The organism is Streptomyces beijiangensis, from assembly GCF_017315755.1.
Taxonomy (GTDB): Bacteria; Actinomycetota; Actinomycetes; order Streptomycetales; family Streptomycetaceae; genus Streptomyces; species Streptomyces beijiangensis.
Genome location: NZ_JAFLRJ010000081.1, coordinates 1 through 21,466 on the forward strand (window position 1 = coordinate 1; position 21,466 = coordinate 21,466).

The window sequence follows — 21,466 nt, forward strand, 5'->3', positions numbered from 1 at the left end:
GCGGCCCACATCCGCGCGCTGACCGCACTCGCACGCACCCGCGGCTACGACGGCATCGACATCGACTACGAGTCCATCGCCCCGACCGCCACCGCGAAGTACCGGACCGTCCGCGCCGGATACGCGGCCTTCGTGAGCGGCCTCTGCCGCGCCCTGCACGCACAGCACAAGCAGTGCGTCATCACCGTCTCCCCGCAGACCGCGGCCACCGGCCGGATCTGGGACTATCCGGCGATCGGCAGGGCCGCCGACCGGGTCCGGATCATGGCGTACAACCTGCACTGGGCAGGCGGGCCCGCGGGCCCCCTCGCGGGCACCCAGTGGTACGAGGAGATCCTGCGGCGCGCCACCTCGCTGATCCCGCCCGCGAAGATCGAGATGGCGCTGCCGGCGTACGGCTGGGACTGGCGCAGCGACGGCAAGGGCTCGGCCAGGCACGTCACCTGGAAGGAGGCCGACGCGCTGCGCCGCAAGAAGGGCGCGCCCTACCGGCTCGATCCGGTGTCCCGGACCCCGTACTTCACCTATCTGGACGGCAAGGTGAAGCGCACGGTCTGGTACCAGGACGCCCACGGTGTCGCGGCGCAGCTGCCCGCACTGCGGAAGTACAAGGTGACCAACACCGGGCTGTGGGCGCTGAATTTCGAGGACCCGGGCCTGTGGAAGGTCCTCGCGGGGAAATGACCCCGCACACACGCCGGTCCCGCCCTGGCGGGGCGGGACCGGCGTGCCGTGTCCGTGACTACTTGTCGTCCCGGACCGGGATCTTCTCGCTGCGCGGCGGAGGAGTGACGGCACCGTTCAGCTGGGCCGACGCCGGATTCGCCGCATTCTCGGAATTCATCGACGCCAGGAGCTGACGGGCCAGGCCCAGGCCCGTACCCCCCATGGTCAGCGCCTTGGCGAACATGTCCGCCATCCCGTCGGCGCCGTTGAGCACGACCATGTGCTCCACATTGCCGAAGGCCTCGGCGCCCGCCCTGACGATCTCCGGCCAGTTCTCGGCCAGCTGCTGGGCGACCACGGCCTCCTGGTTCTGCGCCAGGGCCTCGGCCCTCGCCTTCATCGCCTCGGCCTCGGCGAGCCCCTTGGCCTTCGCCGACTCGGCCTCCGCGAGACCCCGCGCCTGCGTCGCCGCGGCCTCCGCCTCACCGGTCGCCCGGGTGGCGGACGCCGAAGCCGCGCCGCGCGCCTTGGTCGCCTCGGCCTCGGCGGCGGCAGCCGACTTGACCCTGCTCGCCTCGGCGGCCGCCGCGAGCTCCGTCTCCTTCGCCTTGGCCTCGGCCGCCGAGATACGGGCATCACGCTCGGCCTCCGCGCTGGTCCGCCTCTCGTACGCCGCCGCGTCCGCGGGTTTGCGTACATCCGCCTGGAGCTGCTGCTCCCTGCGCTGCGCCTCCAGCTCGGCGACCCGGGTCTCCTGGACCACGACCTCCTGACGCGCCGCCGCGTCCGCGAGCGGACCCGCCTGACGCGACGATGCGGCGGCCTTGTCGCGCTCCGCCTGATAGCCGGCCTGCAGGATCTCGCTGTCCCTGGTCGCCTCCGACATCCTGGCGAAGGCGGCCTGTTCGGCCTCGGTCGCCTGCAGATTGGCCTGTGCCTGGGCGATGCGCGCGTCCCGCTGGACCGCGGCGGCATGCGGCATCGCCAGGTTCTTCATGTACCCGGTCGGGTCCTCGATCTCATGGATCTGCAGCGAGTCCACGATCAGACCCAGCTTCTCCATCTCCGTGCCGCAGGCGGCACGCGTCTGGCCGGTCAGTTTTTCCCGGTCGCGGATCATGTCCTCGACCGTCAGCCCGCCCACGATGGAACGCAGATGCCCCGCGAAGACGTTGTGGACCCGCTCCGACATCAGTTTCTGCTGGTCGAGGAAGCGCCGTGCCGCGTTGGCGATCGACACGAAGTCGTCGCCGACCTTGAAGATGACCACGCCGCGCACCTTCAGCGGAATGCCCTGGTGCGTCACACAGTCCACGAGGAGCTCGGTCTCGTTGAGATCGAGCGACATCTTCCTGACCGCCTGCACGCCGGGCATCACGAGTGTTCCGCGCCCGGTGACGATGCGGAAACCCATGCCTTCCTCGAGGCCTTCGGTCTTGTGCTTGGAACCCGAGATGACGAGTGCCTCATTGGGCTCGGCGACCCGCCACATGAGCTTGAAGAGACAGATCAGAACGATGATGGCAGCGAGCACCACACCCGCCGCAACGCCGATGACCATCGGCATACGCCCCCTTCACACGGTGCCCTGACGGCACCGACTGGAGAGGAGTGTGCGCCTGCGCAAGACCAGCGAGAAGACACTGACGGATCCTTGTCGCGTTCTTGATACGCGACGGGGTCGAAACGCTCAACTTCCGTACGCACAGGCGACATACACCGTGCGTGGCGCCAGATACTCGATGACGGTGACGACCGTCCCGGACTCGATCCGCTCGGCCGGATCCACCGGGTACGCGAGAAAGTGCTCGGCCCCGCCCCGGATCCGGACGATCACCTCGCCGACCAGACCGGGTCCGATCGTGCCCGTCACCCGCCCGGTCAGCCCCACCATCGACGCATCGTCCATGGGCGGAGCGTAATGGGCGGCCCCGAGTCTGGAAAGATGCGGAATGCGATGAGCCAGATACCCCACACCTCTGCCGAGCGACCCGTCCCGACCAGCGCCGATGTCGCGCGCCTGGCCGGAGTCTCGCGCGCCACCGTCTCCTACGTACTGAACGGCACCTCCGCCGTCCGCATCAGCGAGGCCACCCGTATCAGGGTCCGCGAAGCCGCCGACGAGCTCGGCTACATCCCGCACGCGGCCGCACGCAGCCTGCGCTCGGGCAGCAGCCGGATGGTGCTGCTGCCCGCGTCGCCCGTCCCGGTCGGCCCGCTCTACAGCCGTTTCTTCAACGAGTTCCAGTGGGCGCTGCGCCGGTTCGACTACACGGTGGTGCAGTACGGCAGCCTGGGTCTGAGCCCCGACGAGGCCGCTCGTGCCTGGGCGGAGCTGCGTCCCGTCGCCGTGGTCGGCCTCGGCGGACCCCAGCTCACCGCCGCCGGCATCCAGTTGCTGCGCCGCTCAGGCGTCAAGGCGGTCATCACGCTCGGACCCGAGCCCGTCGCAGGGGCGCACGCGCTGGCGATGGACCACCGTCAGGTCGGGCTCTGCGCGGGCGCGCACCTGCTGGAGCGCGGCCGTCGCAGGATCGGCGTGGTGGTGCCGCGGGAACCGGGACTCGAGATGTTCTCCCAGCCGCGGCTCGCCGGGGTGCGGGCCGCAGTCGAGGGCAGTGGGGCCACGGTCGAACCGCTGGCGCTCTCCTACGACGAGGAGTCGGCCGCCGCCCTCGCCGAGCGCTGGCCCGCGCTCGGTCTCGACGCGGTCTTCGCGTACAACGACGAATACGCCATGCTCCTGATGCGGGCGCTCCAGGACCGGGGCATCGACATCCCCGGGGAGTGCGCCGTGATGGGCGCCGACGACCTGTTGCTCGGCAGGCTGCTGCGCCCGCGGCTCTCCACCGTGCAATTGGACATGGCCACCGGGCAGCAGCTGGCCGAGCTCGTCGAGCGCGTGGTGCGCGATCCGGGCGGCGAGCCCGAACGCCACGACATGATGGCCGCCAGGGCCATCCCCCGGGAGTCCACCCAGCCGGGACGCCGTGCACCGGCACACACCTAGAACGGCCGCACCGCACGCAGATCGGCCTCGATGAGCTCCGCCGTCTCCCGCAGTGCGGGCAGCAGGGCGCCGCGCGCCTCATCCGCCGTCCCGCGCCCGGCGTGCTGGGCGACATTGAGCGCGGCGACCACCCGCCCAAGGGCGTCGCGCACCGGGACGGCGAGCGAGCGCAGGCCCTCCTCCAGTTCCTCGTCCACCAGCGCGAAGCCTTCGGCGGCCACCCGGTCGACGATCCTGCCGATTTCACGGGACGAGGTCACCGTGTGGCGGGTGAGCGCGGGAAGCTCGGCCGGCAGGGCGGGCCGCTCCCCGGGGGCGAGGCCCGCGAGCAGCACCCGGCCCATCGAGGTCGCGTACGCGGGGAGGCGCGTCCCCACGGTGATGGTGACGCTCATGATCCGTTCGGTGGGGACACGTGCCACATAGCGGATGTCGGTTCCGTCGAGCACCACCAGCGAGGCCGACTCGTGCACCCGCTCCACCAGCGCGGTCAGATGCGGCTGGGCGATCTCGGGCAGCGTCAGCTCGGAGAGTCGTGCGCAGCCCAGCTCAAGCACGCGCGGCAGCAGCCTGAACTGCCTTCCCTCGCACGCCACTTGACCCAGTTGCTCCAGGGTGAGCAGGGAGCGCCGGGCGGTCGCTCTGGCCAGCCCCGTGGCCTCGGCGACCGCGCTCAGTGTCATCCCCTCGCCCCGGTCGCCGCCGAGCGCGACCAGTACGGCGATCCCGCGCGCCAGCGACTGCAGGAAATCCGGGCCGAGCTCCCGCTTGATCTCGCGGGACGCGTCAGGCGCCGCCCGTGGCGCGTCCTCGGGGCGGGGCGCGGCCAGTGCGGCCTCCAGTTCGGTCCGTACCTCCCGCAACCGGGGGAGCACCGCATCCTTCAGTGACCCGAGGGTGTGCCTGCTGGTGTGGCTGACCACGCTCACCGCGCACACGGTCCGCCCCTGCCGGCCGCGCACCGGGACAGCCACCGCGATCAGGCCCGGCTCGATGTGCTGGTCGTCGCCCGCCCACTGGTCCTCGCTCCACCCGGCTCCGAACAGGGCGCCCGGGGCGCACCGGTCGGCCGGCAGCAGATCGCCGATACGGAAGGACACCGCCATCGCCCGCCGCCTCCTGGTCTGCAGGACGAATCGCACCCCGTCCCCGTCGGGCACCGCGACCGACACCGACTCGTCGAACTCGTCCGCAAGCCGCTCCGTCAGGGGCCCGAGCGCCGCCGGAATCCCGCAGGCCCGCAAATAGGCGCCGGACACCTCCATCAGCCGGGGCGCGAGCCACACCTCGCGGCCGTCGCTGCGCACCAGGGCGAGCCGGTCGAGCGTGGAGACGACACGGTCGACGGTGGAGCGGGCCAGGCCCGTGGCCCGTACGAGATCGCTGTGCCGCATCCGGTCCGCGTCCGGTGCACAGAGCGCGCGCAGGACGGAAAGCCCGCGCTCCAGCGGGCCGACCCGTTGACAGTCGGTCGTATCGGGCAGAGACTCGGGCGAGATCATGACTGAACAATAGTTCACCAGGCGAACAAGCGGCGGGCGTGGGAGAGAATTGATGAGCATCCGGGACGTCTACATCGTCGACGCGGTCCGCACCCCGATCGGGAAGTTCGGGGGCGCCCTCTCCTCGGTACGCCCGGACGACCTCGCCGCCCATGTGGTCAGAGCCCTGGTGGACCGCGCCCCGGACCTTGATCCCTCCCGTATCGACGACGTGTACTTCGGCGACGCCAACGGTGCCGGCGAGGACAACCGTGATGTGGCCCGTATGGCGGTGCTCCTCGCCGGGCTCCCCGTCTCCGTCCCCGGCGTCACGGTCAACCGGCTCTGCGGCTCCGGACTCGAAGCCGTCATCCAGGCGGCCCGCGCCATCGCGGTCGGGGACGCCTCGGTCGCGATCGCGGGCGGCGTCGAGTCCATGTCCCGCGCCCCGTGGGTGGTGCAGAAGCCCGAGAGGGCCTTCCCCGCAGGCCCCCAGCAGATGCACTCGACGACGCTGGGCTGGCGGATGACCAACCCGCGGATGCCCGAGGAGTGGACGGTGGCCCTCGGCGAGGGCGCCGAGCTCATCGCCGACAAGCACGGGATCACCCGCGAGCAGCAGGACGCGTTCGCCCTCGCCAGCCACACCAAGGCGGCCGCGGCCTGGGACGCGGGTCTGTACGACGGCGAGGTCGTGCCGTACGACGGCGTCGATCTCCTGCGCGACGAGTGCATCAGGCCCGGCTCGACGATGGAGGCCCTGGCCAAGCTGAAGCCCGCCTTCCGCAAGGCCGGCTCGGTCACCGCCGGCAACGCATCCCCGCTCAACGACGGTGCGGCCGCCCTGCTCCTGGTCGACGAGGAAGGGCTGCGGGCCACCGGGCGCGAACCTCTCGCCCGTATCCGCGCCTCCGCCGTGACCGGCATCGAGCCGCAGCTCTTCGGTCTCGGTCCGGTCGAGGCCGTCCAGAAGGCCCTCGCCAAGGCGGGCAAGTCCTTCGCCGACCTCACCACCTTCGAGCTCAACGAGGCCTTCGCCGCCCAGTCGCTCGGCTGTCTCGCCGAGTGGCCCGGTCTCGACCCGTCCGTCGTCAACCCGCGCGGGGGCGCCATCGCGATCGGGCACCCGCTCGGTGCCTCGGGCGCGCGCCTCGCCGGCTCGGTCGCCCACCAGCTCGCCGCCGCAGGCTCGGGCACCGGACTCGCGGCCCTGTGCATCGGGGTCGGTCAGGGTCTCGCCCTCGTACTCGAACGCTGAAGGAGGAGCACCGCCCGTGCGCACCACCGTAGGAATCATCGGAGGCGGCCCCGCGGGGCTGCTGCTCGCCCGGCTGCTGCACGCCGAAGGAGTCGACTGCGTCGTCCTGGAGAGCCGGACGAGGGAGTACGTCGAGCAGCGGCAGCGCGCCGGAATCCTCGAACAGGGCACGGTCGACGCGCTGCGCGACTGCGGTGCGGGCACCCGTATGGACGCCGAGGGGCTGGTCCACGAGGGCATCGAGCTGCGCTTCGACCGGCAGCGCCACCGCATCGACTTCCCCTCGCTCACCGGTGGCCGGAGCGTGATGGTGTACGCGCAGACCGAGGTGGTCAAGGACCTCGTCGCACTCCAACTGGCGGACGGACCACCGCTGTTGTTCGAGGCGCAGGCCATCGCCGTCGAGAAGCCGGAGAGTGATCGTCCCGTCGTCCGCTTCACGCACCGCGGCCGAGAGCAGACGCTGGAGTGTGAGTACGTCATCGGGTGCGACGGTTTCCACGGCATCGCCCGGGCGGCCGTCCCGGCGGCCGTACGGCGTACCTACGAACGCGCGTACCCGTACTCCTGGCTCGGGATCCTCGCCGATGTCCCGCCCTCCTGCGAGGAGTTGATCTACGCGCGGGGTGAACGCGGCTTCGCCCTGAACTCGATGCGCAGCCCCACCGTCTCCCGCCTCTACCTCCAGGTCCCCAACGGCACCGACCCCGCCGACTGGCCGGACGATCGGATATGGGACGAACTGGACGCCCGCTTCGCCGTCGACGGCGACTGGAGCCTGGAGCGCGGACCCGTCACCGCCAAGTCCGTGACCCCGATGCGGAGTTACGTCACCGAGCCGATGCGGTACGGGCGGATCCTGCTGGCCGGCGACGCCGCGCACATCGTCCCGCCCACCGGCGCCAAGGGGCTCAACCTGGCCGTCTCCGACGTCCGGATCATGGCCAGGGCCTTCGCGGAGCTGCGGCGCACCGGATCGGCGGCACTCCTCGACGCCTACTCGGACGACTGCCTGCGCCGGGTCTGGCAGGCGACACGCTTCTCGTACGAGATGACGACGATGCTGCACACGGACCCGGAGGCGCAGGCCTTCGAAGGCCGCGTACAGCTCGCACGTCTGCACCGCATCGCGGCCTCCGGGGCCGCCGCAGCCGAGCTCGCCGCCAACTACACGGGGCTTCCCCTCGGCTGAGGCGGAACGGCCGGTCCGGCCTCAGCCCTCCTGGGCCGCCTGCTGCTCGGAGACCGACTTGCGGACCTCGTCCATGTCCAGATTCCTGGCCTGGCCGATGACATCCTCCAGCGCGACCTCGGGCAGCGCACCGGGCTGGGCGAAGACCGCGACATTGTCCCGGACGATCATCAGCGTCGGAATCGAGCGGATGTCGAAGGCCGCAGCCAGCTCCTGCTGCGCTTCGGTGTCGACCTTCGCGAAGACGAGGTCGGGGTGACGCTCGGAAGCGCCCTCGTAGACCGGGGCGAACTGCCGGCACGGCCCGCACCACGAAGCCCAGAAGTCAATGAGGACGAAGTCGTTGTCGGTCACGACGTCGTCGAAGTTTTCCTTGGTGAGCTCGACCGTGCTCATGCTGTGCCACCTTTCCTGGCTTCCCGGTGCAGTGTCTTCCCGGGGGGCAACCCCCGGACCTCCGGCCGAACGAGCAGGCCGTCGCAGTGCCCCGGGCCGCCTTCGCGAACCTGATGTCAGTGAAACTGTCCCCGTCAACCGCGTGGTGTGCGGCCGTATTCCGCCTTCCCCTGTGGCCACGGATTACACCCGGGACCAGACTGTGCCTATGACTGATGCGACGGAGTACGACGTGGTGGTCCTCGGGGCCGGTCCGGTGGGCGAGAACGTGGCGGACAGGACCAGGGCCGCAGGGCTGAGCACGGCAGTGGTGGAGAGCGAGCTGGTCGGCGGCGAGTGCTCGTACTGGGCCTGCATCCCCAGCAAGGCCCTGCTCCGCCCGGTGATCGCCCGCGCCGACGCCCGCCGCGTGCCCGGACTGAGCCAGTCGGTGCAGGGTCCGCTCGACGCCCATGCCGTCCTCGCCCACCGTGACTACTACGCCTCGCACTGGAAGGACGACGGCCAGGTCGGCTGGCTCGACTCCATCGGCGTCGACCTCTACCGCGGGCACGGCCGTCTCTACGGCACCAAGATGGTCGCCGTCACCAGCCCGGACGGCGAGCACCACGTCCTCACCGCCCGCCATGTCGTGGTCGTCGCCACCGGCAGCCGGGCCGTCCTCCCCACCCTGCCCGGGCTGGACACCATCACGCCCTGGACGAGCCGCGAGGCCACCAGCGCGCAGCAGGCGCCAGGACGTCTGGTGATCGTCGGCGGGGGAGTGGTGGGCGTGGAGATGGCCACCGTATGGCAGGCCCTCGGCTCACAAGTGACGATGCTGGTACGGGGGGATGGCCTGCTCCCGAAGATGGAGCCCTTCGCCGGCAGTCTGGTCGCGGAGGCCCTCGCCGAGGCGGGCGCGGACGTCCGTACGGGCGTATCGGTCGCCTCGGTGGAACGCGGCGCGGACGGGATCACCGTCACCCTCGAAGACGGCGGGAGCGTCACGGCCGACGAGATCCTCTTCGCCACCGGCCGCGCACCGCGCACCGACGACATCGGCCTGGACACCGTGGGCCTGGAGCCCGGTTCCTGGCTGTCCGTCGACGACAGCTGCCGGGTCGACGGCAGCAACTGGCTGTACGCGGTCGGCGACGTCAACCACCGGGTGCTCCTCACCCACCAGGGCAAGTACCAGGCACGCGTCGCGGGCGCGGCCATCGCGGCCAGGGCGCAGCAGGTGCCGCTCCTGGAGACGGACCGCTGGGGCGCACACGCCGCGACCGCGGACCACGACGCCGTCCCGCAGGTCGTCTTCACCGACCCCGAGGTGGCCTCGGCCGGCCGTACTCTCGCCGAGGCCGAGGCGGCGGGCCTGCGCGTACGGGCCGTCGACTACGACCTGTCGTCGGTCTCCGGCGCAGGGCTGTACGCCGACGGCTACCGCGGCCACGCCCGCATGATCGTCGACCTGGACCGGGAGATCGTCGTCGGTGCGACGTTCGTCGGCCCCGGCGTCGGCGAACTGCTGCACTCGGCGACCGTGGCGATCGCCGGCGAGGTGCCCATCGAGCGCCTGTGGCACGCCGTCCCCGCGTTCCCGACGATCAGCGAGGTCTGGCTCCGCCTCCTGGAGACGTACCGGGGCTGAAGCGGCTGCGGCGGTTGAAGACGGCGGATCCCTGCCGACGGCACCGCTGCGCTGCCTTCGGCCGACGCCCCGCGCGTGCGACGATCACGTGATCATTGAGCGGGCACGAGTGACGGCGGGTGACAGGCGCAGGTGACGGACATCGGTGGGCCGACGGACGACGGCGGGCCCGAGCAGCAGCTGCACGCCTTCACACGGCAGTCGGCCGACCGGGCCCGGCTGATCGCCGGGGCGGTCGTCATCACGCTGCTCGTGGCCCTGGCCGTACTGGAGCGGGCCGCGCCCGACATCCTGATCGGCCCCGTGGTGTTCGCCGCCGGCGTGGTGATGGCCGTCGCCCCGGCCGTCGCCGCCGTGGAGCGCCTGGTCAGGCACGGCGGCCGGCTGGTCGCCGACGGGGTGCTGGCCGCGCTCGTCGCGTATCTGACCGCGTTCGCGATCAACCTCTACGTCCGCGGTCCTGCGCCGGCGGCCCTGCGCGACGCTCTCACCACGACGCACGCCGACGGCAGCAGTACCCCGGTCCACCTCTACATCGCCACCGTCGTCGCGTTCGTCTCGCTCGTCGGATTCGGCGACCGGCTGATCGTCCGCAACGCCACCTGGTTCAGTCTCGCCATCACGGCGGCCGCCGCCCTCGTGGAGCACCGCGCCACGCTCGTGGGCGTGCTGGTCAGCTTCGCGCTCGGGCGCACCGTGGCGTACGGCGTCCGCTGGGTGCGCGGCGCGGCCGACACCAGGCCGACCGGCGAGAGCGTCATGGCCGCGCTCGCCGGGGCGGACCTGGCACCGGCCGACTGGAAACGTGCGCCCGACGGCGTCGACGGAGCGCGCCGCTACGGAGTGACCACCGAGGCAGGCACCCGCCTCACCGTCACCCTCCTGGACCGCGACCGGCTCGCGGTGGGCCTCGCCTACCGTCTCTACCAGCGGCTGCGCCTGCGCCGCCCGGCCCAGAGCCAGGGCCTGGTCTCGCTGCAGCACATCGTGGAGCAGCGCACCCTCCTCGCCCTCGCCGTCCGCGACAGCGGCATCCGTACGCCCAAGCTCGCGGCGGTCCGCAAGCTGGGCACCGACGCCGTGATGCTCGCGTACGAAGAGATCAAGGGCCGCACCCTCGACGAGCTGCCGCCCGAGGAGATCACCGACGCGCTGCTCGAACGGATCTGGCGGGTCACCGCCGAACTGCACCGGCACCAGATCAGCCATCGCCGACTGTCCACCGGGGCCTTCCTCGTCGACGAGGCGGGCGCGGTCTGGCTGATGCGTCTTGAGGCCGGCGAGGTCGCGGCGTCCGAGCTTCAGCAGCGGCTCGACGACGTGGAACTCCTCACCACCCTGGGCGTCCTGGCCGGTTCCGAGCGTGCGGTGCGCGTGGCCCGGGAGGTGCTCGGTGACCCGGCGATGGGCGCGATCCTGCCGCTGCTGCGGCCCGCCGTGGTCAGCGCCGAGACCCGCGGCCAGCTGCGCCGGCACAAGGGCGTGGTCGCCGGGATCACCGAGGAGATCCTGGCGTTCCAGCCCGAGGCGCCGCAGTCCCCTGCCGTGGTGCTTGAACGGCTGCGGCCGCGCACGATCCTGTCGGGGCTCGGCGGAGTGATCGCCGCGTACTTCCTGATCAGCCAGTTCTCCGGACAGCCGATCGGCAGCCTGTTCAAGGGCATGTCCTGGCCCTGGGCCGTGGCGGCGCTGGGCGCCTCCGCGCTCACCTATATCGCGGCCGCGATGGGCCTCGGCGGGTTCGTCCCCCACCGCCTCAACAAGCTGCACCTGCTGCTGGCCCAGTTCGCGGCGTCGTTCGTCACGCTGGTGACGCCCGCCGCCGTGGGGGGTGTCGCGCTGAACACCCGTTTCCTGCAGAAGGCAGGAGTCGCCTCGGGCCTCGCGGTGACCAGCATGGCGGCCTCGCAGGTCGCCGGCTTCGGGGCGTTTCTGCTCCTCGTGATGCTGCTGGGCTCGATCTCGGGCTCGTCGCAGGGGTCGTACCTGCCCCCGTCGTCGGTGATCGTGACCGTACTGCTCGCCGTGGGGGTGCTCGGTCTGGCGGCGGCCACGGTGCCGCCGGTACGGAAATTCGTGGCCACCCGGGTGATGCCGTTCTTCGCCGGCGTCGGCCCGCGGATGCTGGAGCTGCTGAGCGACCCGCGCAAGCTCCTCGTCGGCCTCGGCGGCGCGTTCCTGCTGCCGCTCGCCGGGAGCCTGGCGCTCTGGGCGTGCGTCCGCGCCTTCGTACCCGACCGTCCGATCTCCTTCGCCACCGTCGCCGTCGTCTTCCTGATCGGCAAGACGGCGGGCTCCGTGGTCCCGACACCGGGCGGTCTCGGGGCGGTTGAAGCGCTGCTGTCCGGCGGACTGTCGACCGCGACCGGCATCGGGGCCTCCACGGCGTTCTCCGCGGTGATCCTCTTCCGGCTCTTCACGTTCTGGCTGCCGATCATCCCGGGCTGGCTGGCCACCACATGGCTGCAGAAACGCGGCGCGCTGTAGCGGCTGCGCGCCCGCGGCCCACGCAGCCCGTCCGGTGTCCCGTGCACGCCCGCGGTGCGGGCGTGCACGGGACTGCTCAGGCGAAGTCGCCGGTGAGTGCGGCCGCCATCCTCAGATGGGGTGCCGCCTCGCTGGGCCGCCCCTGGCGCTCCAGAGTGCGGCCGAGCATCAGCAGCGCGTAATCCTCCACCGGGTCACGCACCAGCACCTCGCGCAGTTCGGCCTCGGCGCGGCCGAGCCGGGCGGAGTGGTAGTAGGAGCGGGCGAGCAGCAGCCGCGGTGCGACCTGCTCGGGGACCTCGTCGACGAGCCCGCGCAGGATGAGTGCGGCCTTGTCGTACTCCTTGGCGTCGAAGAAGAGGTGCGCGCGCTCCCAGCGCTCCGCCGCCGTGCCCTCCGTGAGATACGCCTCCATGATGTTCACTCGCCCTCCTTCTCCTTCGGCTACTTCGTTTCCTTCGTTCCGTTCGGACGGGGGCATAACGCGCGCACATGCTTGAACATTCCACTAAGGCGACGACAGTCCCCGTGCTGCTCTTCCCGGTGCGTACGGCGCTAGGTTGAGCGCTATGAGCAATCTCGATAGCCAGGCAGCACTCTCCGTCTGCGGCGGCCGCGGATTCGTTGCCGCGGAGCCGGTACGGGAGCTGCTGAGCCCCCGCACCGTCAAGCTCGGTGGGTCCACCGAGGTACGCAGACTGCTGCCCAACCTCGGCCGCCGTATGGTCGGCGCCTGGTGCTTCGTCGACCACTACGGCCCCGACGACATCGCCGACGAGCCGGGCATGCAGGTCCCGCCCCACCCGCACATGGGACTGCAGACCGTGAGTTGGCTGCACGACGGCGAGGTGCTCCACCGGGACAGCCTCGGCTCCCTGCAGACCGTACGGCCGCGTGAACTGGGACTGATGACCTCGGGCCGGGCCATCAGCCATGCCGAGGAGAGTCCCAAGTCCCACGCCAAGTTCCTGCACGGCGCCCAGCTCTGGGTCGCCCTGCCCGACGCCCACCGCAACACCGAACCGCACTTCCAGCACCACGCCGACCTGCCGACCGTCACCGCCCCCGGCCTGACCGCGACGGTCATCCTCGGCGCACTCGACGGCACGGTCTCGCCCGGAACGACCTACACCCCGCTGGTGGGCGCCGACCTGTCGCTCTCGGCCGGCGCGGAAGCCCGCCTCCCGCTGGACCCGGACTTCGAGTACGCGGTCCTCGCGATGTCCGGCGAGGCCCACGTCGACGGCGTCCCGGTACTCCCCGGCTCCATGCTCTACCTGGGTTGTGGCCGCAGCGAACTCCCGCTCCGCGCAACCTCCGACGCAGGCCTGATGCTGCTCGGCGGCGAGCCGTTCGAGGAGGAGCTGGTGATGTGGTGGAACTTCGTGGCCCGCAGCAACGAGGAAATCGTGCAGGCACGCGAGGAGTGGATGAAGGGCACCCGTTTCGGAACGGTCCACGGCCACGACGGAGCCGCGCTGCCGGCCCCGCAACTGCCCCCGGGCCCCCTGAAACCGCGGGGACGGGTGCGCTGACCTCGGGGTCGGCCGCCTGCGGCGAATTCCTGGCCACAACGGTGTACAAGCCCGTGTCCGGGCGGACTTGGCACCGGAGAGCGACGGCTGGAAAGGGGGCCAAGCGGTCCTCTTCGCATGACCGCATTGACGACTGCGGACAGTGTCCTCGCGACATTGAGGGGTCTCAGCGTTTGATACGGCCTCGGATCGCGAGTACTGCTAGGGCGAGTAGTGCAGGCTCGGTGAAGCGGCTGGCCATCTCGGTGTAAAAGGTCCTACATCTTCCACCGGACCATCACGGTGGCCGCGATCCAGCTCTGGCTCCGAGCATGATCCGGCGACGACGCTTCAACCCGTGAAGGGATCTTCCACCGTCGGAATGTACGGCGACAGCAATGCCTCCGTGTGCTGCGTGACTCTGCCTCGAACGAGCCTCAGCACGCGTACCTCGTTCCCGCGATCCGGATCCTCGTCATCGAGAACGTGGAGGAGCCCGTAGGAACCAGGGGCTACCACGGCGACATGCTCGAACAGTTCGGCAATGTCAGCCGATGAGCGGTGGTTGGAAGAGCCGCCGAGGTGGATGAACGGCTCGCCGTTCATCCACCTGAGGTCAAGCAAGTACGGGCTGTCCATCCGGGCGATGTGACGGCCGAGCTCATCGACGATCTGCCGTAACCGGAACTCATCGTCGTCATCGGCTGCGGTCTCCCTGACCGTGATCCACCCGTGGTACTCAAACATCCCACGATCGTAGTGAGATGACCCGCCTCACCGTTCCGGCCACAGCATGATCCGCCGGACACGCCCTAGCGTGTTTCTTTTGGATCATCTGGCTACCCGGATGTGGATGCGACGCTAGCGTCGGGTCCATGGGACTTGAATGGGAACAGCTCGTCATCGACTCGACCGACCCGGTCGCCCTGGGCCGCTGGTGGCGCGAGGCGCTCGGTTGGACCGTGGTGAACGACTCGCCCGAGGAGTACGAGATCAGGCCGGAGCCCGACCGGCTGCCCGGCCTGCTCTTCGGGACCGCGCCGGAGGGGAAGACCGTCAAGAACCGCCTCCACCTGGACTTCCGTCCCGACGACCGGGACACGGAGGTCGAGCGGCTCCTGGCCCTCGGAGCCCGCCATGCGGACGTCGGACAGCGGGGGGACGAGCCGTGGGTGGTGCTTGCCGACCCTGAGGGGAATGAGTTCTGCGTGCTGGGGGAGCGGTCTGGAGGCTAGGTTCCCGTCCGGCGGATCATGGTGATGGCAGAGAGTGCCCGTGACCTCGAAGTCGGGGTGTTCCAGGATGCGTCGGTCGAAGTCGTGGCCCGACTCCGTGGCTGCCGCGGACGGCAGGTGGCCGGGCGACGGAATAGGGCAGGGACAGTCCGGCCACCGGGATCTCGGTGACCCGGACGGCCCTCCAGGGCGTGGGTCAGCGCGGGGCTTGTCAGTGGGGCCTGCCAGGATGCGGGCAGGGAGCCTTCGGAGATCGTTCGGGAATTTTGGGATCGCATGCAGGCCCGGGACTGGGAGGGGCTCGGTGGGTTGCTTGCCGATGACCTGGTGGTGGAGTGGCCGGCGAGCGGATCGTGGGCCGCGGAAACTTCGTGAGTGTCAACGCGGAGTATCCGCAGGGGTGGTCGATCAACGTGCTGCGGACAGTCGCGGACGGCGAGGTCGTGGTCTCCGAGGTGGAAGTTCCTCACGACACGTGGGGGGTCCACCGTGTCGTGCTGCTCTGGACGGTCCGGGACGGAAAGATCGTCGTCGGCCGGGAGTACTGGACAGAGCTGGGCTCGGACCCGTCGCCGGAGTGGCGGGCCGCATTTGTGCAGCGGGTGTGAACAGGGGGAGTTGACGGCCGGGGTCACCGCCGAAGCCTGTGCCGGGACGGCAGCGGCGAGTCCCGTGCCCGACGCGGGCGGCGGGAGTCCCGCCCGCCGCCCGCGACTTGGTCTTCCGCGATGCCTGAGCGCAGGTCAGCGCCGACGCCGCGTGGTCAGATGCGCACGCCGAACTGGAAGGGCATGTTGCCGATCGACTCGTAGCGGACGAACGCACCGGGCTTGGGGGAGTGCAGGACCATGCCTCCGCCCGCGTAGATGCCCACGTGGTGGAGATCGCCGAAGAAGAGGACCAGGTCGCCCGGCTTCAGTGCGCTCTGCGAGTAGATGCGCGTGCCGGCGTTGGCCTGTGCCTGCGAGGTGCGCGGGATGTGCTGGCCGGCCTGTGCGTACGACCACATCATGAGCCCGGAGCAGTCGAAAGAGCTGGGGCCGGTCGCAGTCCAGGCGTAGGGCATGCCTTCCCGCGTCTTGGCCGCGGCGAGAGCGGCAGCGCCGAGCTTCGAGGCCGGGACCTCGTTGCCGAGGTCGACGCGGGAGCTGGCGCGGCTGGAGCGGGCGTCCGCGGCGGCGAGCGAGGAGCGCTCGGCAACGGTCAGCGTGTTGAGGAGCTTCCGCGCGCCGGCGAGCTTGCCCTGGACTTCCTTCTTCTTCTCACCGAGCTGCTTGCGCGTCTCGGCGAGGTCCGCGAGCTTGCCCTGCGCTTCGTGGCGCTGCTGCGCCAGTGAGCGCTCCTTGGCCTGGAACGTCTTGAGCGCCTCGGCCTGCTGAGTGGTCAGCTGGTCCATCGAGGCAGCCTTGTCAAGGAAGTTGCTCGGGTCCGAGGAGAGGAAGAGCTGTACGGACTCGTCGATGCCGCCCGAGCGGTACTGGGCGCTGGCGAGCGCGCCGAGCTGGTCGCGCTGCTTGTTGAGGTCCGCCTGGCCCCGGGCGACGTTGTCCTGGAGGTCGTCGACCTGCTTCTTCAGCTTGTCCTGCTGCTCCTTGGCCCCGTCGTACTTCTCGGTGGCCTGCTCCGCCTCTTCGTAGAGCTTGTCGACCTTCGCCTTGACCTCGCTCTTGGTCGGCTTCGGATCGGCGTGCGCGGCCTGCGAACTCAGGGCCACGGCAGCGGTGGCAGTGGCGGTGAGCACGGTCACGCGGATCCGGCTCGCAGGCTTGGGTCGACGGTGGGACGCCACGAAGGCGAGCTCCTTCTTCCTCAGCCGCCGAACAGCATTGACTCGGCGGGACCCTTGCCGCCACTCGGGATGAGTGATCAACGGCGCAAAGGTACAAGGCTCAACTCTAGTGACCATTTCGTGGCGTGATCGGAAAGTTCTTGAACATTGCTCACACTTTTTACGCACATCACACGCCCAGTAGCGACCATTTGACGCTGCGCTGACAGGCGGCCGTATGTCAGAGCCACCACGAAGGAGAACGCGATGCAGCAGCGAACCCTGGCCGCAACGAGTTGCTGCCCGCGGAGGCGCTGCGCGGCCGAGTCCCGTCTCGGCGCGGGGAACTGAACCCGGCTCTCCGGCAGCCGGCCGATGAGTTCGGGCCTGGGATCGGACCGGCTGTTCATATGATCAGGGCGTTGGGATCTTCTGCACGACCCTGCCCTCCCAGGTCTCAGCAGAAGGGACTTCCGTGAACGCGCGCCCTGTCTACCTCGACCATCAGGCCACCACTCCTGTCGACCCGCGGGTGGTGGCGGCCATGCTGCCGTACCTGACCACCGAGTTCGGGAACCCCTCCAGTTCGCACGGCTACGGCCGTGCCGCTGCGGCCGCTGTCGAGGCGGCCCGTGCACAAGTGGCCTCGCTCATCGGCGCGGAGCCCGACGAGATCGTCTTCACCTCGTCGGGCACGGAGAGCAATCACCTTGCCCTCACGGGTGTCGCGCAGTCCGTGCGCGCCCGCGGCGGGGGCCGTCGTATCGTCACCACGACGATCGATCACCCGGCCACGCAGGCCACCTGCGACCGGCTCGCGGCCGACGGTTTCCGCATCACCCGGGTCGGCGTCGGCAGCGACGGGAGGCTGGGTCTCCCGGACTGTGCCCGCGCACTCGAACCGGACACCTGTCTGGTGTCGGTCATGCATGCCAACAATGAGATCGGCACGCTGCAGCCGTTGTCCGAACTGGCCGCCCTGACGCGCGGACGGGGAATTCTCCTGCACACCGATGCCGCCCAGAGCCTGGCCTCGGTGCCAACAGACGTCGGCACTCTGGGAGTTGACCTGCTGACTGTGGTGGGGCACAAGATGTACGCCCCCAAGGGTGTCGGCGCGCTGTACATCCGCAGAGGCACCCCGAGTCTCGTCCCCCAACTCGTCGGCGGCGGCCAGGAGCACGGTCGGCGGGCCGCCACCGAGAACGTGCCCGGCATCGTGGCCCTGGGGGCGGCCGCCTCGCTGGCCCTGGCCGAGCGGGACGCCGATGCCGCCCGCATCCGTACCCTCCGTGACAGTCTCCTGCGGACGCTGACCGCCGGGCTTCCGGGGCTCCGGGTGAACGGTTCGACGACGTACGGGCTGCCGGGCAACCTGAGCCTGACGCTGCCCGCCATCACGGCCCAGGAACTGGCCGAGGCCGTGCCCGAGGTGGCCTTCTCCGCGGGGGCGGCCTGCCACACCACGAGCAGCGCCCCCTCTCCGGTACTGACCGCGATAGGGCTCACCGCCGAGCAGGCGGAACGCACGATCCGGCTCGGTATCGGCCGATTCACCTCCGAGACCGACATCCGCACGGCCGCGCAGGCGATCCTCCGCGCCGCCGGCGCGACGCTCGCGCACGCAGGGTGGCCGAATGCAGTGGGCGATCCGTCCTGACGGCGCGGCAGTGGGCCCGAGGGGAAGAACCGCCTGCCAACATGTGTCGTATGGATGTGCGGAGCAGGAATCACGTGACGGCGACCGGCAGGCCCGGCGCCCGTGCGCTGATCGCCGTCTTCGCCGGAGCGCGCAGATGATGGGCAAGACCGACGGCGGCGAGAACAACGAGGGTGGTCCGGCTTCCGAGGATCACCTCGATGGTCAGCAGGCGGTGTTCTCGGCGCTGCTGGAGGACAGCGCGGAGGACCTGTACGAGCACGCGCCGTGCGGCTACCTCTCCACCCTCGTCGACGGCCGGATCGCGAAGATCAACACGACCCTGCTGGACTGGCTCGGCTATGGCCGGGACGAATTGGTAGGTCGCAGGACGTTCTCCGAACTGCTCACCGTCGGTGGACGCCTCGACCACGAGAACCACGTCGCGCCGCTGCTGCGCATGCAGGGCGGGATCAACGGAATCGCCCTGGAACTCAAGGCCGCCGACGGCAGCCGTCTGCCGGTCCTGGTCACCTCCACCGTCCGTACGGGCAGCGACGGGCAACCGCTGCTCATCCGCAGCACTGTCCTCGATGCCCGAGACCGCCGCGCCTACGAAACCGAACTGCTGCGCGCCCGCGAGGAATCGGACCGAGAGCGCGAGCGCCTCAAACGCCTGAACGAGACGCTGCAGAAGACACTGCTGCCACCCGCTCTGGCGAACGTGCCCGGCCTGGACGTCGCCGCGTACTACCACATCGCCTCCAGCGACGAGGTCGGCGGCGACTTCTACGACCTCTTCCCCCTCGCCGCCGGCACCTGGGGCTTCTTCCTGGGCGATGTGTGCGGCAAGGGCGCAGGCGCCGCGGCCCTCACCTCACTGGCCCGCTACACGCTGCGCGCCGCCGCGGTCTACGACCCGGACCCGGCAGCCGTACTCACCAATCTCAACACGGTGCTTAACCACGAGTACAACGGTCACGATCCACGGTTCTGCACCGTCATCTTCGGTCTGCTCGCCCCCGAGGCGGACGAGGCCGACGAGGCCGGATTCCGGGTCACGCTGGCCAGCGGCGGCCACCCTCCGGCCCTGTTCATGCGCGCCGACGGGCGGGCCGACTACCTGCCCACCCCGGGCGGCCAGCTCATCGGCATCCTTCCCGACGCCCACATCACCACCACCACGATCCGTCTCGGCCCCGGCGACACCCTGCTCCTGCACACCGACGGGCTCACCGAAGCCCACTCCGCCCAGGCCGGCAGCCGCTACGGGGACGAAGCCCTCCTGGAGTTCGCGGGGGATCTCGCCCCCACCACCGCCCGCGATGCCGTGGCCGCGATCCGGGACCTGCTCGACACCTTCGGCGCAGGTGTGGACGACGACACCGCCGTCCTTGCCCTCAATGTGCCCAGATCCACCCGTGAAGAGCAGAAGTGACCCACGAACTGACCGTCCGCAGCCGTACCGGTCCCGCCGGTCCTGTCATCGCACTCGCGGGAGAACTGGACCATCACACCGCGCCGCAGGTACGCGCGCTGCTGCCCGGTCTCGCACTCCGTCCGGGACAGCAGCTCGTCGTCGACCTGGCCCGCCTCACTCTCTGCGACTCCAGCGGCATCACCGTCCTGATCGCCGCCCGCAACCTCGCGCTGGCAGCCGACGCGACGGTCGTGCTGACCGCGGTACCCGACCGCGTCAGCCGCATCATCCGCACCGTCGGCCTGGAGCAGGTCTTCCACACCCACCCCACCGCGCAGGCCGCAGAGGCGGCCTGGACACCGCCCTCCGACAGCGCCCCACTGCTGCCTCCCGGCCGCTGACATCACAGGGGCGGGTGCGTCGCACCGTCGTACAATGCATGGCATCCGGAGTTGGGGGTATTTCGTGGGTGTCCCACACGGTGCGGACCACTCGCCCGGCGAGCCGAAGCGCACCACGGCTCTCCTGGCGGTCCATGCCCTGCAGGACCGGCCGGGAGTGCGGGCAGTGGGGGAGATCAGCCTGACCACGCTGATCGCCTGGGAGCAGCTGCTGGAGAAGATCGCGAGCGAACCCTCGCACGCGTTCTTCCTCGACCTGGCAGCTGTCTCCTTCATCGATGTGGCCGGTGCGTCCGCGCTGGCGGTCACCGCACAGAACCTGGGCGCCGGCCGGCGCATCGTCGTAGGACGGCCGCCCTTCGAACTGGAACGCCTGATGGGTCTGTTCTGGCCGGACCTGCCGACGATTGAGATGGTGGCGCAATGAGCACGGTCGCCCCAACGGAATCGTTTGTGCACCCCGCGCTCTTCTACCGGGGCCATGAGCAGTACGTGGCCGGGACAGTGCCGTTCGTCCTGGACGGTCTGGCCGCCGGCGAGCCCGTGGCCGTGGCCGTTCCCGGCCCCCAGCTCGAACTGATCAGGGCGGAGCTGGGCGCCCGGGCCGACGCGGTCCACTTCGTCGACATGCCCCGGGCCGGACGCAACCCGGGCAGGATCATCCCCGGCGTGCTGCGCGCCTTCGCCGACGGCCACCGCGACAAGCGGGTACGGATCATCGGCGAGCCGATCTGGGCCGGCCGAACCTCCCTGGAGTACCCGGCGTGCGTCCAGCACGAAGCGTTGATCAACACCGCGTTCCGGGGCCGTGACGTGACCATCCTCTGCCCCTACGACGTGGACCGGCTGGACGCGACGGTGCTCACCGACGCGTACGCGACCCATCCGGTCGTCATCGAGAACGGCCGCGAGCTGACCAGCTCCACCTACGACCCGGACCACATCGTGGCCCGCTACAACGAGCCCCTGGCCGCTCCGTCCGCCGGCGCTGCCGAGATGGCCTTCACGCTCGAAGAGCTGGTCGCCGCCCGCCACTTCGCCGTACGCCACGCGCAGGAGCTGGGCCTGGACGGCGGCACCCAGCTGGGGGATCTGGCCCTGGTCGTGGCCGAGCTGACCACCAACAGCGTGGTGCACGGCGGCGGTTCGGGAACCCTGTGGGTGTGGGGCGAGGGGCGGCAGCTGGTGTGCCAGGTCCGCGACAGCGGGACCATGGAGGATCCCCTCGCCGGACGACGGCCCCCGGCACGTGGCCAGCGCGGTGGACGCGGACTGCTGATGGTCCATCATCTCGGTGATCTCGTACGGGTGCATACGAGCAAGACCGGCACCACCATCCGGTGCTACCTGCACAACTGAGCATCGA

21 protein-coding genes are annotated in these 21,466 nt (G+C 70.4%); 14 read left to right on the forward strand and 7 right to left on the reverse strand.

All coding sequences use genetic code 11. The annotated features are described in order from the left end of the window. On the forward strand, positions 1–684 hold a 684-nt coding region (locus tag J0695_RS09100; protein WP_206961371.1), incomplete at its 5' end, for a glycosyl hydrolase family 18 protein. A 58-nt stretch (positions 685–742) separates the two neighbouring features. On the opposite strand, the gene J0695_RS09105 is transcribed toward J0695_RS09100, so the two are convergent. Both J0695_RS09105 and J0695_RS09110 read right to left on the reverse strand, forming a co-directional pair. Then, positions 743–2,233 (reverse strand): flotillin family protein, encoded by a 1,491-nt coding sequence (locus tag J0695_RS09105; RefSeq protein ID WP_206961372.1) that lies wholly within the window; start codon positions 2,231–2,233, stop codon positions 743–745. A 123-nt stretch (positions 2,234–2,356) separates the two neighbouring features. Further along, complete coding sequence (locus J0695_RS09110) at positions 2,357–2,575, reverse strand: NfeD C-terminal domain-containing protein (RefSeq protein ID WP_206961373.1); 219 nt, start codon at positions 2,573–2,575, stop codon at positions 2,357–2,359. Between the two features lie 48 nt (positions 2,576–2,623). On the opposite strand from J0695_RS09110, the gene J0695_RS09115 reads away from it, so the two are divergent. Beyond that, positions 2,624–3,676: a LacI family DNA-binding transcriptional regulator gene (locus J0695_RS09115; protein WP_206961374.1), complete on the forward strand. Its 1,053-nt coding sequence runs from the start codon at positions 2,624–2,626 to the stop codon at positions 3,674–3,676. Here the strand turns inward: J0695_RS09115 and J0695_RS09120 are convergent. Beyond that, positions 3,673–5,178: an IclR family transcriptional regulator domain-containing protein gene (locus J0695_RS09120; RefSeq protein ID WP_206961375.1), complete on the reverse strand. Its 1,506-nt coding sequence runs from the start codon at positions 5,176–5,178 to the stop codon at positions 3,673–3,675. The genes J0695_RS09115 and J0695_RS09120 overlap by 4 nt on opposite strands. A 52-nt stretch (positions 5,179–5,230) precedes the next feature. Between J0695_RS09120 and J0695_RS09125 the strand changes: the two genes are divergently transcribed. Both J0695_RS09125 and J0695_RS09130 read left to right on the forward strand, forming a co-directional pair. Then, the gene (locus tag J0695_RS09125) at positions 5,231–6,415 is read left to right on the forward strand and encodes a thiolase family protein (protein WP_206961376.1); all 1,185 of its coding nucleotides are present in this window, start codon (positions 5,231–5,233) and stop codon (positions 6,413–6,415) included. Between the two features lie 16 nt (positions 6,416–6,431). Further along, a complete protein-coding gene (locus J0695_RS09130; RefSeq protein ID WP_206961377.1) occupies positions 6,432–7,607 on the forward strand; it encodes a 4-hydroxybenzoate 3-monooxygenase in 1,176 nt (391 codons plus the stop codon). 21 nt (positions 7,608–7,628) lie between these two features. On the opposite strand, the gene trxA is transcribed toward J0695_RS09130, so the two are convergent. Continuing rightward, positions 7,629–8,003 carry a thioredoxin gene (trxA, locus tag J0695_RS09135; protein ID WP_206961378.1) on the reverse strand — a complete coding sequence of 125 codons (375 nt, stop codon included), beginning with the start codon at positions 8,001–8,003 and terminating at the stop codon, positions 7,629–7,631. Positions 8,004–8,211: 208 nt separating this feature from the next. Here trxA and J0695_RS09140 point away from each other — a divergent pair, with 208 nt between their 5' ends. After that, positions 8,212–9,636, forward strand: coding sequence for a dihydrolipoyl dehydrogenase family protein (locus J0695_RS09140; RefSeq protein ID WP_206961379.1), 1,425 nt, complete (start codon positions 8,212–8,214; stop codon positions 9,634–9,636). Between the two features lie 132 nt (positions 9,637–9,768). Continuing rightward, positions 9,769–12,123 (forward strand): lysylphosphatidylglycerol synthase transmembrane domain-containing protein, encoded by a 2,355-nt coding sequence (locus J0695_RS45370; protein WP_206961380.1) that lies wholly within the window; start codon positions 9,769–9,771, stop codon positions 12,121–12,123. A 76-nt stretch (positions 12,124–12,199) separates the two neighbouring features. Here J0695_RS45370 and J0695_RS09150 read toward each other — a convergent pair whose 3' ends face one another. Then, the gene (locus J0695_RS09150) at positions 12,200–12,538 is read right to left on the reverse strand and encodes a tetratricopeptide repeat protein (protein WP_206961417.1); all 339 of its coding nucleotides are present in this window, start codon (positions 12,536–12,538) and stop codon (positions 12,200–12,202) included. A gap of 154 nt (positions 12,539–12,692) precedes the next feature. Between J0695_RS09150 and J0695_RS09155 the strand changes: the two genes are divergently transcribed. After that, positions 12,693–13,658 (forward strand): pirin family protein, encoded by a 966-nt coding sequence (locus tag J0695_RS09155; protein ID WP_206961381.1) that lies wholly within the window; start codon positions 12,693–12,695, stop codon positions 13,656–13,658. Positions 13,659–13,988: 330 nt separating this feature from the next. On the opposite strand, the gene J0695_RS09160 is transcribed toward J0695_RS09155, so the two are convergent. Next, positions 13,989–14,384, reverse strand: a complete 396-nt coding sequence (locus J0695_RS09160; protein WP_206961382.1) for an Imm7 family immunity protein — start codon at positions 14,382–14,384, stop codon at positions 13,989–13,991. A 128-nt stretch (positions 14,385–14,512) separates the two neighbouring features. Between J0695_RS09160 and J0695_RS09165 the strand changes: the two genes are divergently transcribed. Both J0695_RS09165 and J0695_RS09170 read left to right on the forward strand, forming a co-directional pair. Next, entirely contained in the window at positions 14,513–14,872 is a 360-nt protein-coding gene (locus J0695_RS09165; RefSeq protein ID WP_206961383.1) for a VOC family protein, read from the forward strand. Between the two features lie 371 nt (positions 14,873–15,243). Further along, positions 15,244–15,480: a hypothetical protein gene (locus tag J0695_RS09170; RefSeq protein ID WP_242552410.1), complete on the forward strand. Its 237-nt coding sequence runs from the start codon at positions 15,244–15,246 to the stop codon at positions 15,478–15,480. Positions 15,481–15,635: 155 nt separating this feature from the next. Here the strand turns inward: J0695_RS09170 and J0695_RS09175 are convergent, their stop codons facing one another. Continuing rightward, the gene (locus tag J0695_RS09175; RefSeq protein ID WP_206961384.1) at positions 15,636–16,661 is read right to left on the reverse strand and encodes a C40 family peptidase; all 1,026 of its coding nucleotides are present in this window, start codon (positions 16,659–16,661) and stop codon (positions 15,636–15,638) included. Between the two features lie 454 nt (positions 16,662–17,115). Between J0695_RS09175 and J0695_RS09180 the strand changes: the two genes are divergently transcribed. The 5 genes from J0695_RS09180 (at position 17,116) to J0695_RS09200 (ending at position 21,459) form a co-directional block, all read left to right on the forward strand. Beyond that, on the forward strand, positions 17,116–18,300 hold the full coding sequence (locus J0695_RS09180; protein ID WP_206961385.1) for a cysteine desulfurase family protein: 1,185 nt from the start codon (positions 17,116–17,118) through the stop codon (positions 18,298–18,300). 139 nt (positions 18,301–18,439) lie between these two features. Continuing rightward, positions 18,440–19,717, forward strand: coding sequence for a SpoIIE family protein phosphatase (locus J0695_RS09185; RefSeq protein WP_206961418.1), 1,278 nt, complete (start codon positions 18,440–18,442; stop codon positions 19,715–19,717). After that, on the forward strand, positions 19,714–20,100 hold the full coding sequence (locus J0695_RS09190; RefSeq protein ID WP_206961386.1) for an STAS domain-containing protein: 387 nt from the start codon (positions 19,714–19,716) through the stop codon (positions 20,098–20,100). Before J0695_RS09185 ends, J0695_RS09190 begins: the two co-directional genes overlap by 4 nt. Before the next feature lie 64 nt (positions 20,101–20,164). Further along, on the forward strand, positions 20,165–20,527 hold the full coding sequence (locus tag J0695_RS09195; RefSeq protein ID WP_307798514.1) for an STAS domain-containing protein: 363 nt from the start codon (positions 20,165–20,167) through the stop codon (positions 20,525–20,527). Beyond that, on the forward strand, positions 20,524–21,459 hold the full coding sequence (locus tag J0695_RS09200) for an anti-sigma factor RsbA family regulatory protein (protein ID WP_206961388.1): 936 nt from the start codon (positions 20,524–20,526) through the stop codon (positions 21,457–21,459). The genes J0695_RS09195 and J0695_RS09200 overlap by 4 nt, the downstream gene beginning before the upstream one ends. The last annotated feature ends 7 nt before the right edge of the window (positions 21,460–21,466 follow it).

Coding starts and splice junctions, on each gene's coding strand:
- J0695_RS09105 (WP_206961372.1), bottom strand. CDS start 2,233: ATGCCGATGGTCATCGGCGTTGCGGCGGGTGTGGTGCTCGCTGCCATC.
- J0695_RS09110 (WP_206961373.1), bottom strand. CDS start 2,575: ATGGACGATGCGTCGATGGTGGGGCTGACCGGGCGGGTGACGGGCACG.
- J0695_RS09115 (WP_206961374.1), top strand. CDS start 2,624: ATGAGCCAGATACCCCACACCTCTGCCGAGCGACCCGTCCCGACCAGC.
- J0695_RS09120 (WP_206961375.1), bottom strand. CDS start 5,178: ATGATCTCGCCCGAGTCTCTGCCCGATACGACCGACTGTCAACGGGTC.
- J0695_RS09125 (WP_206961376.1), top strand. CDS start 5,231: ATGAGCATCCGGGACGTCTACATCGTCGACGCGGTCCGCACCCCGATC.
- trxA (WP_206961378.1), bottom strand. CDS start 8,003: ATGAGCACGGTCGAGCTCACCAAGGAAAACTTCGACGACGTCGTGACC.
- J0695_RS09140 (WP_206961379.1), top strand. CDS start 8,212: ATGACTGATGCGACGGAGTACGACGTGGTGGTCCTCGGGGCCGGTCCG.
- J0695_RS09150 (WP_206961417.1), bottom strand. CDS start 12,538: ATGGAGGCGTATCTCACGGAGGGCACGGCGGCGGAGCGCTGGGAGCGC.
- J0695_RS09155 (WP_206961381.1), top strand. CDS start 12,693: ATGAGCAATCTCGATAGCCAGGCAGCACTCTCCGTCTGCGGCGGCCGC.
- J0695_RS09160 (WP_206961382.1), bottom strand. CDS start 14,384: ATGTTTGAGTACCACGGGTGGATCACGGTCAGGGAGACCGCAGCCGAT.
- J0695_RS09165 (WP_206961383.1), top strand. CDS start 14,513: ATGGGACTTGAATGGGAACAGCTCGTCATCGACTCGACCGACCCGGTC.
- J0695_RS09185 (WP_206961418.1), top strand. CDS start 18,440: ATGGGCAAGACCGACGGCGGCGAGAACAACGAGGGTGGTCCGGCTTCC.
- J0695_RS09200 (WP_206961388.1), top strand. CDS start 20,524: ATGAGCACGGTCGCCCCAACGGAATCGTTTGTGCACCCCGCGCTCTTC.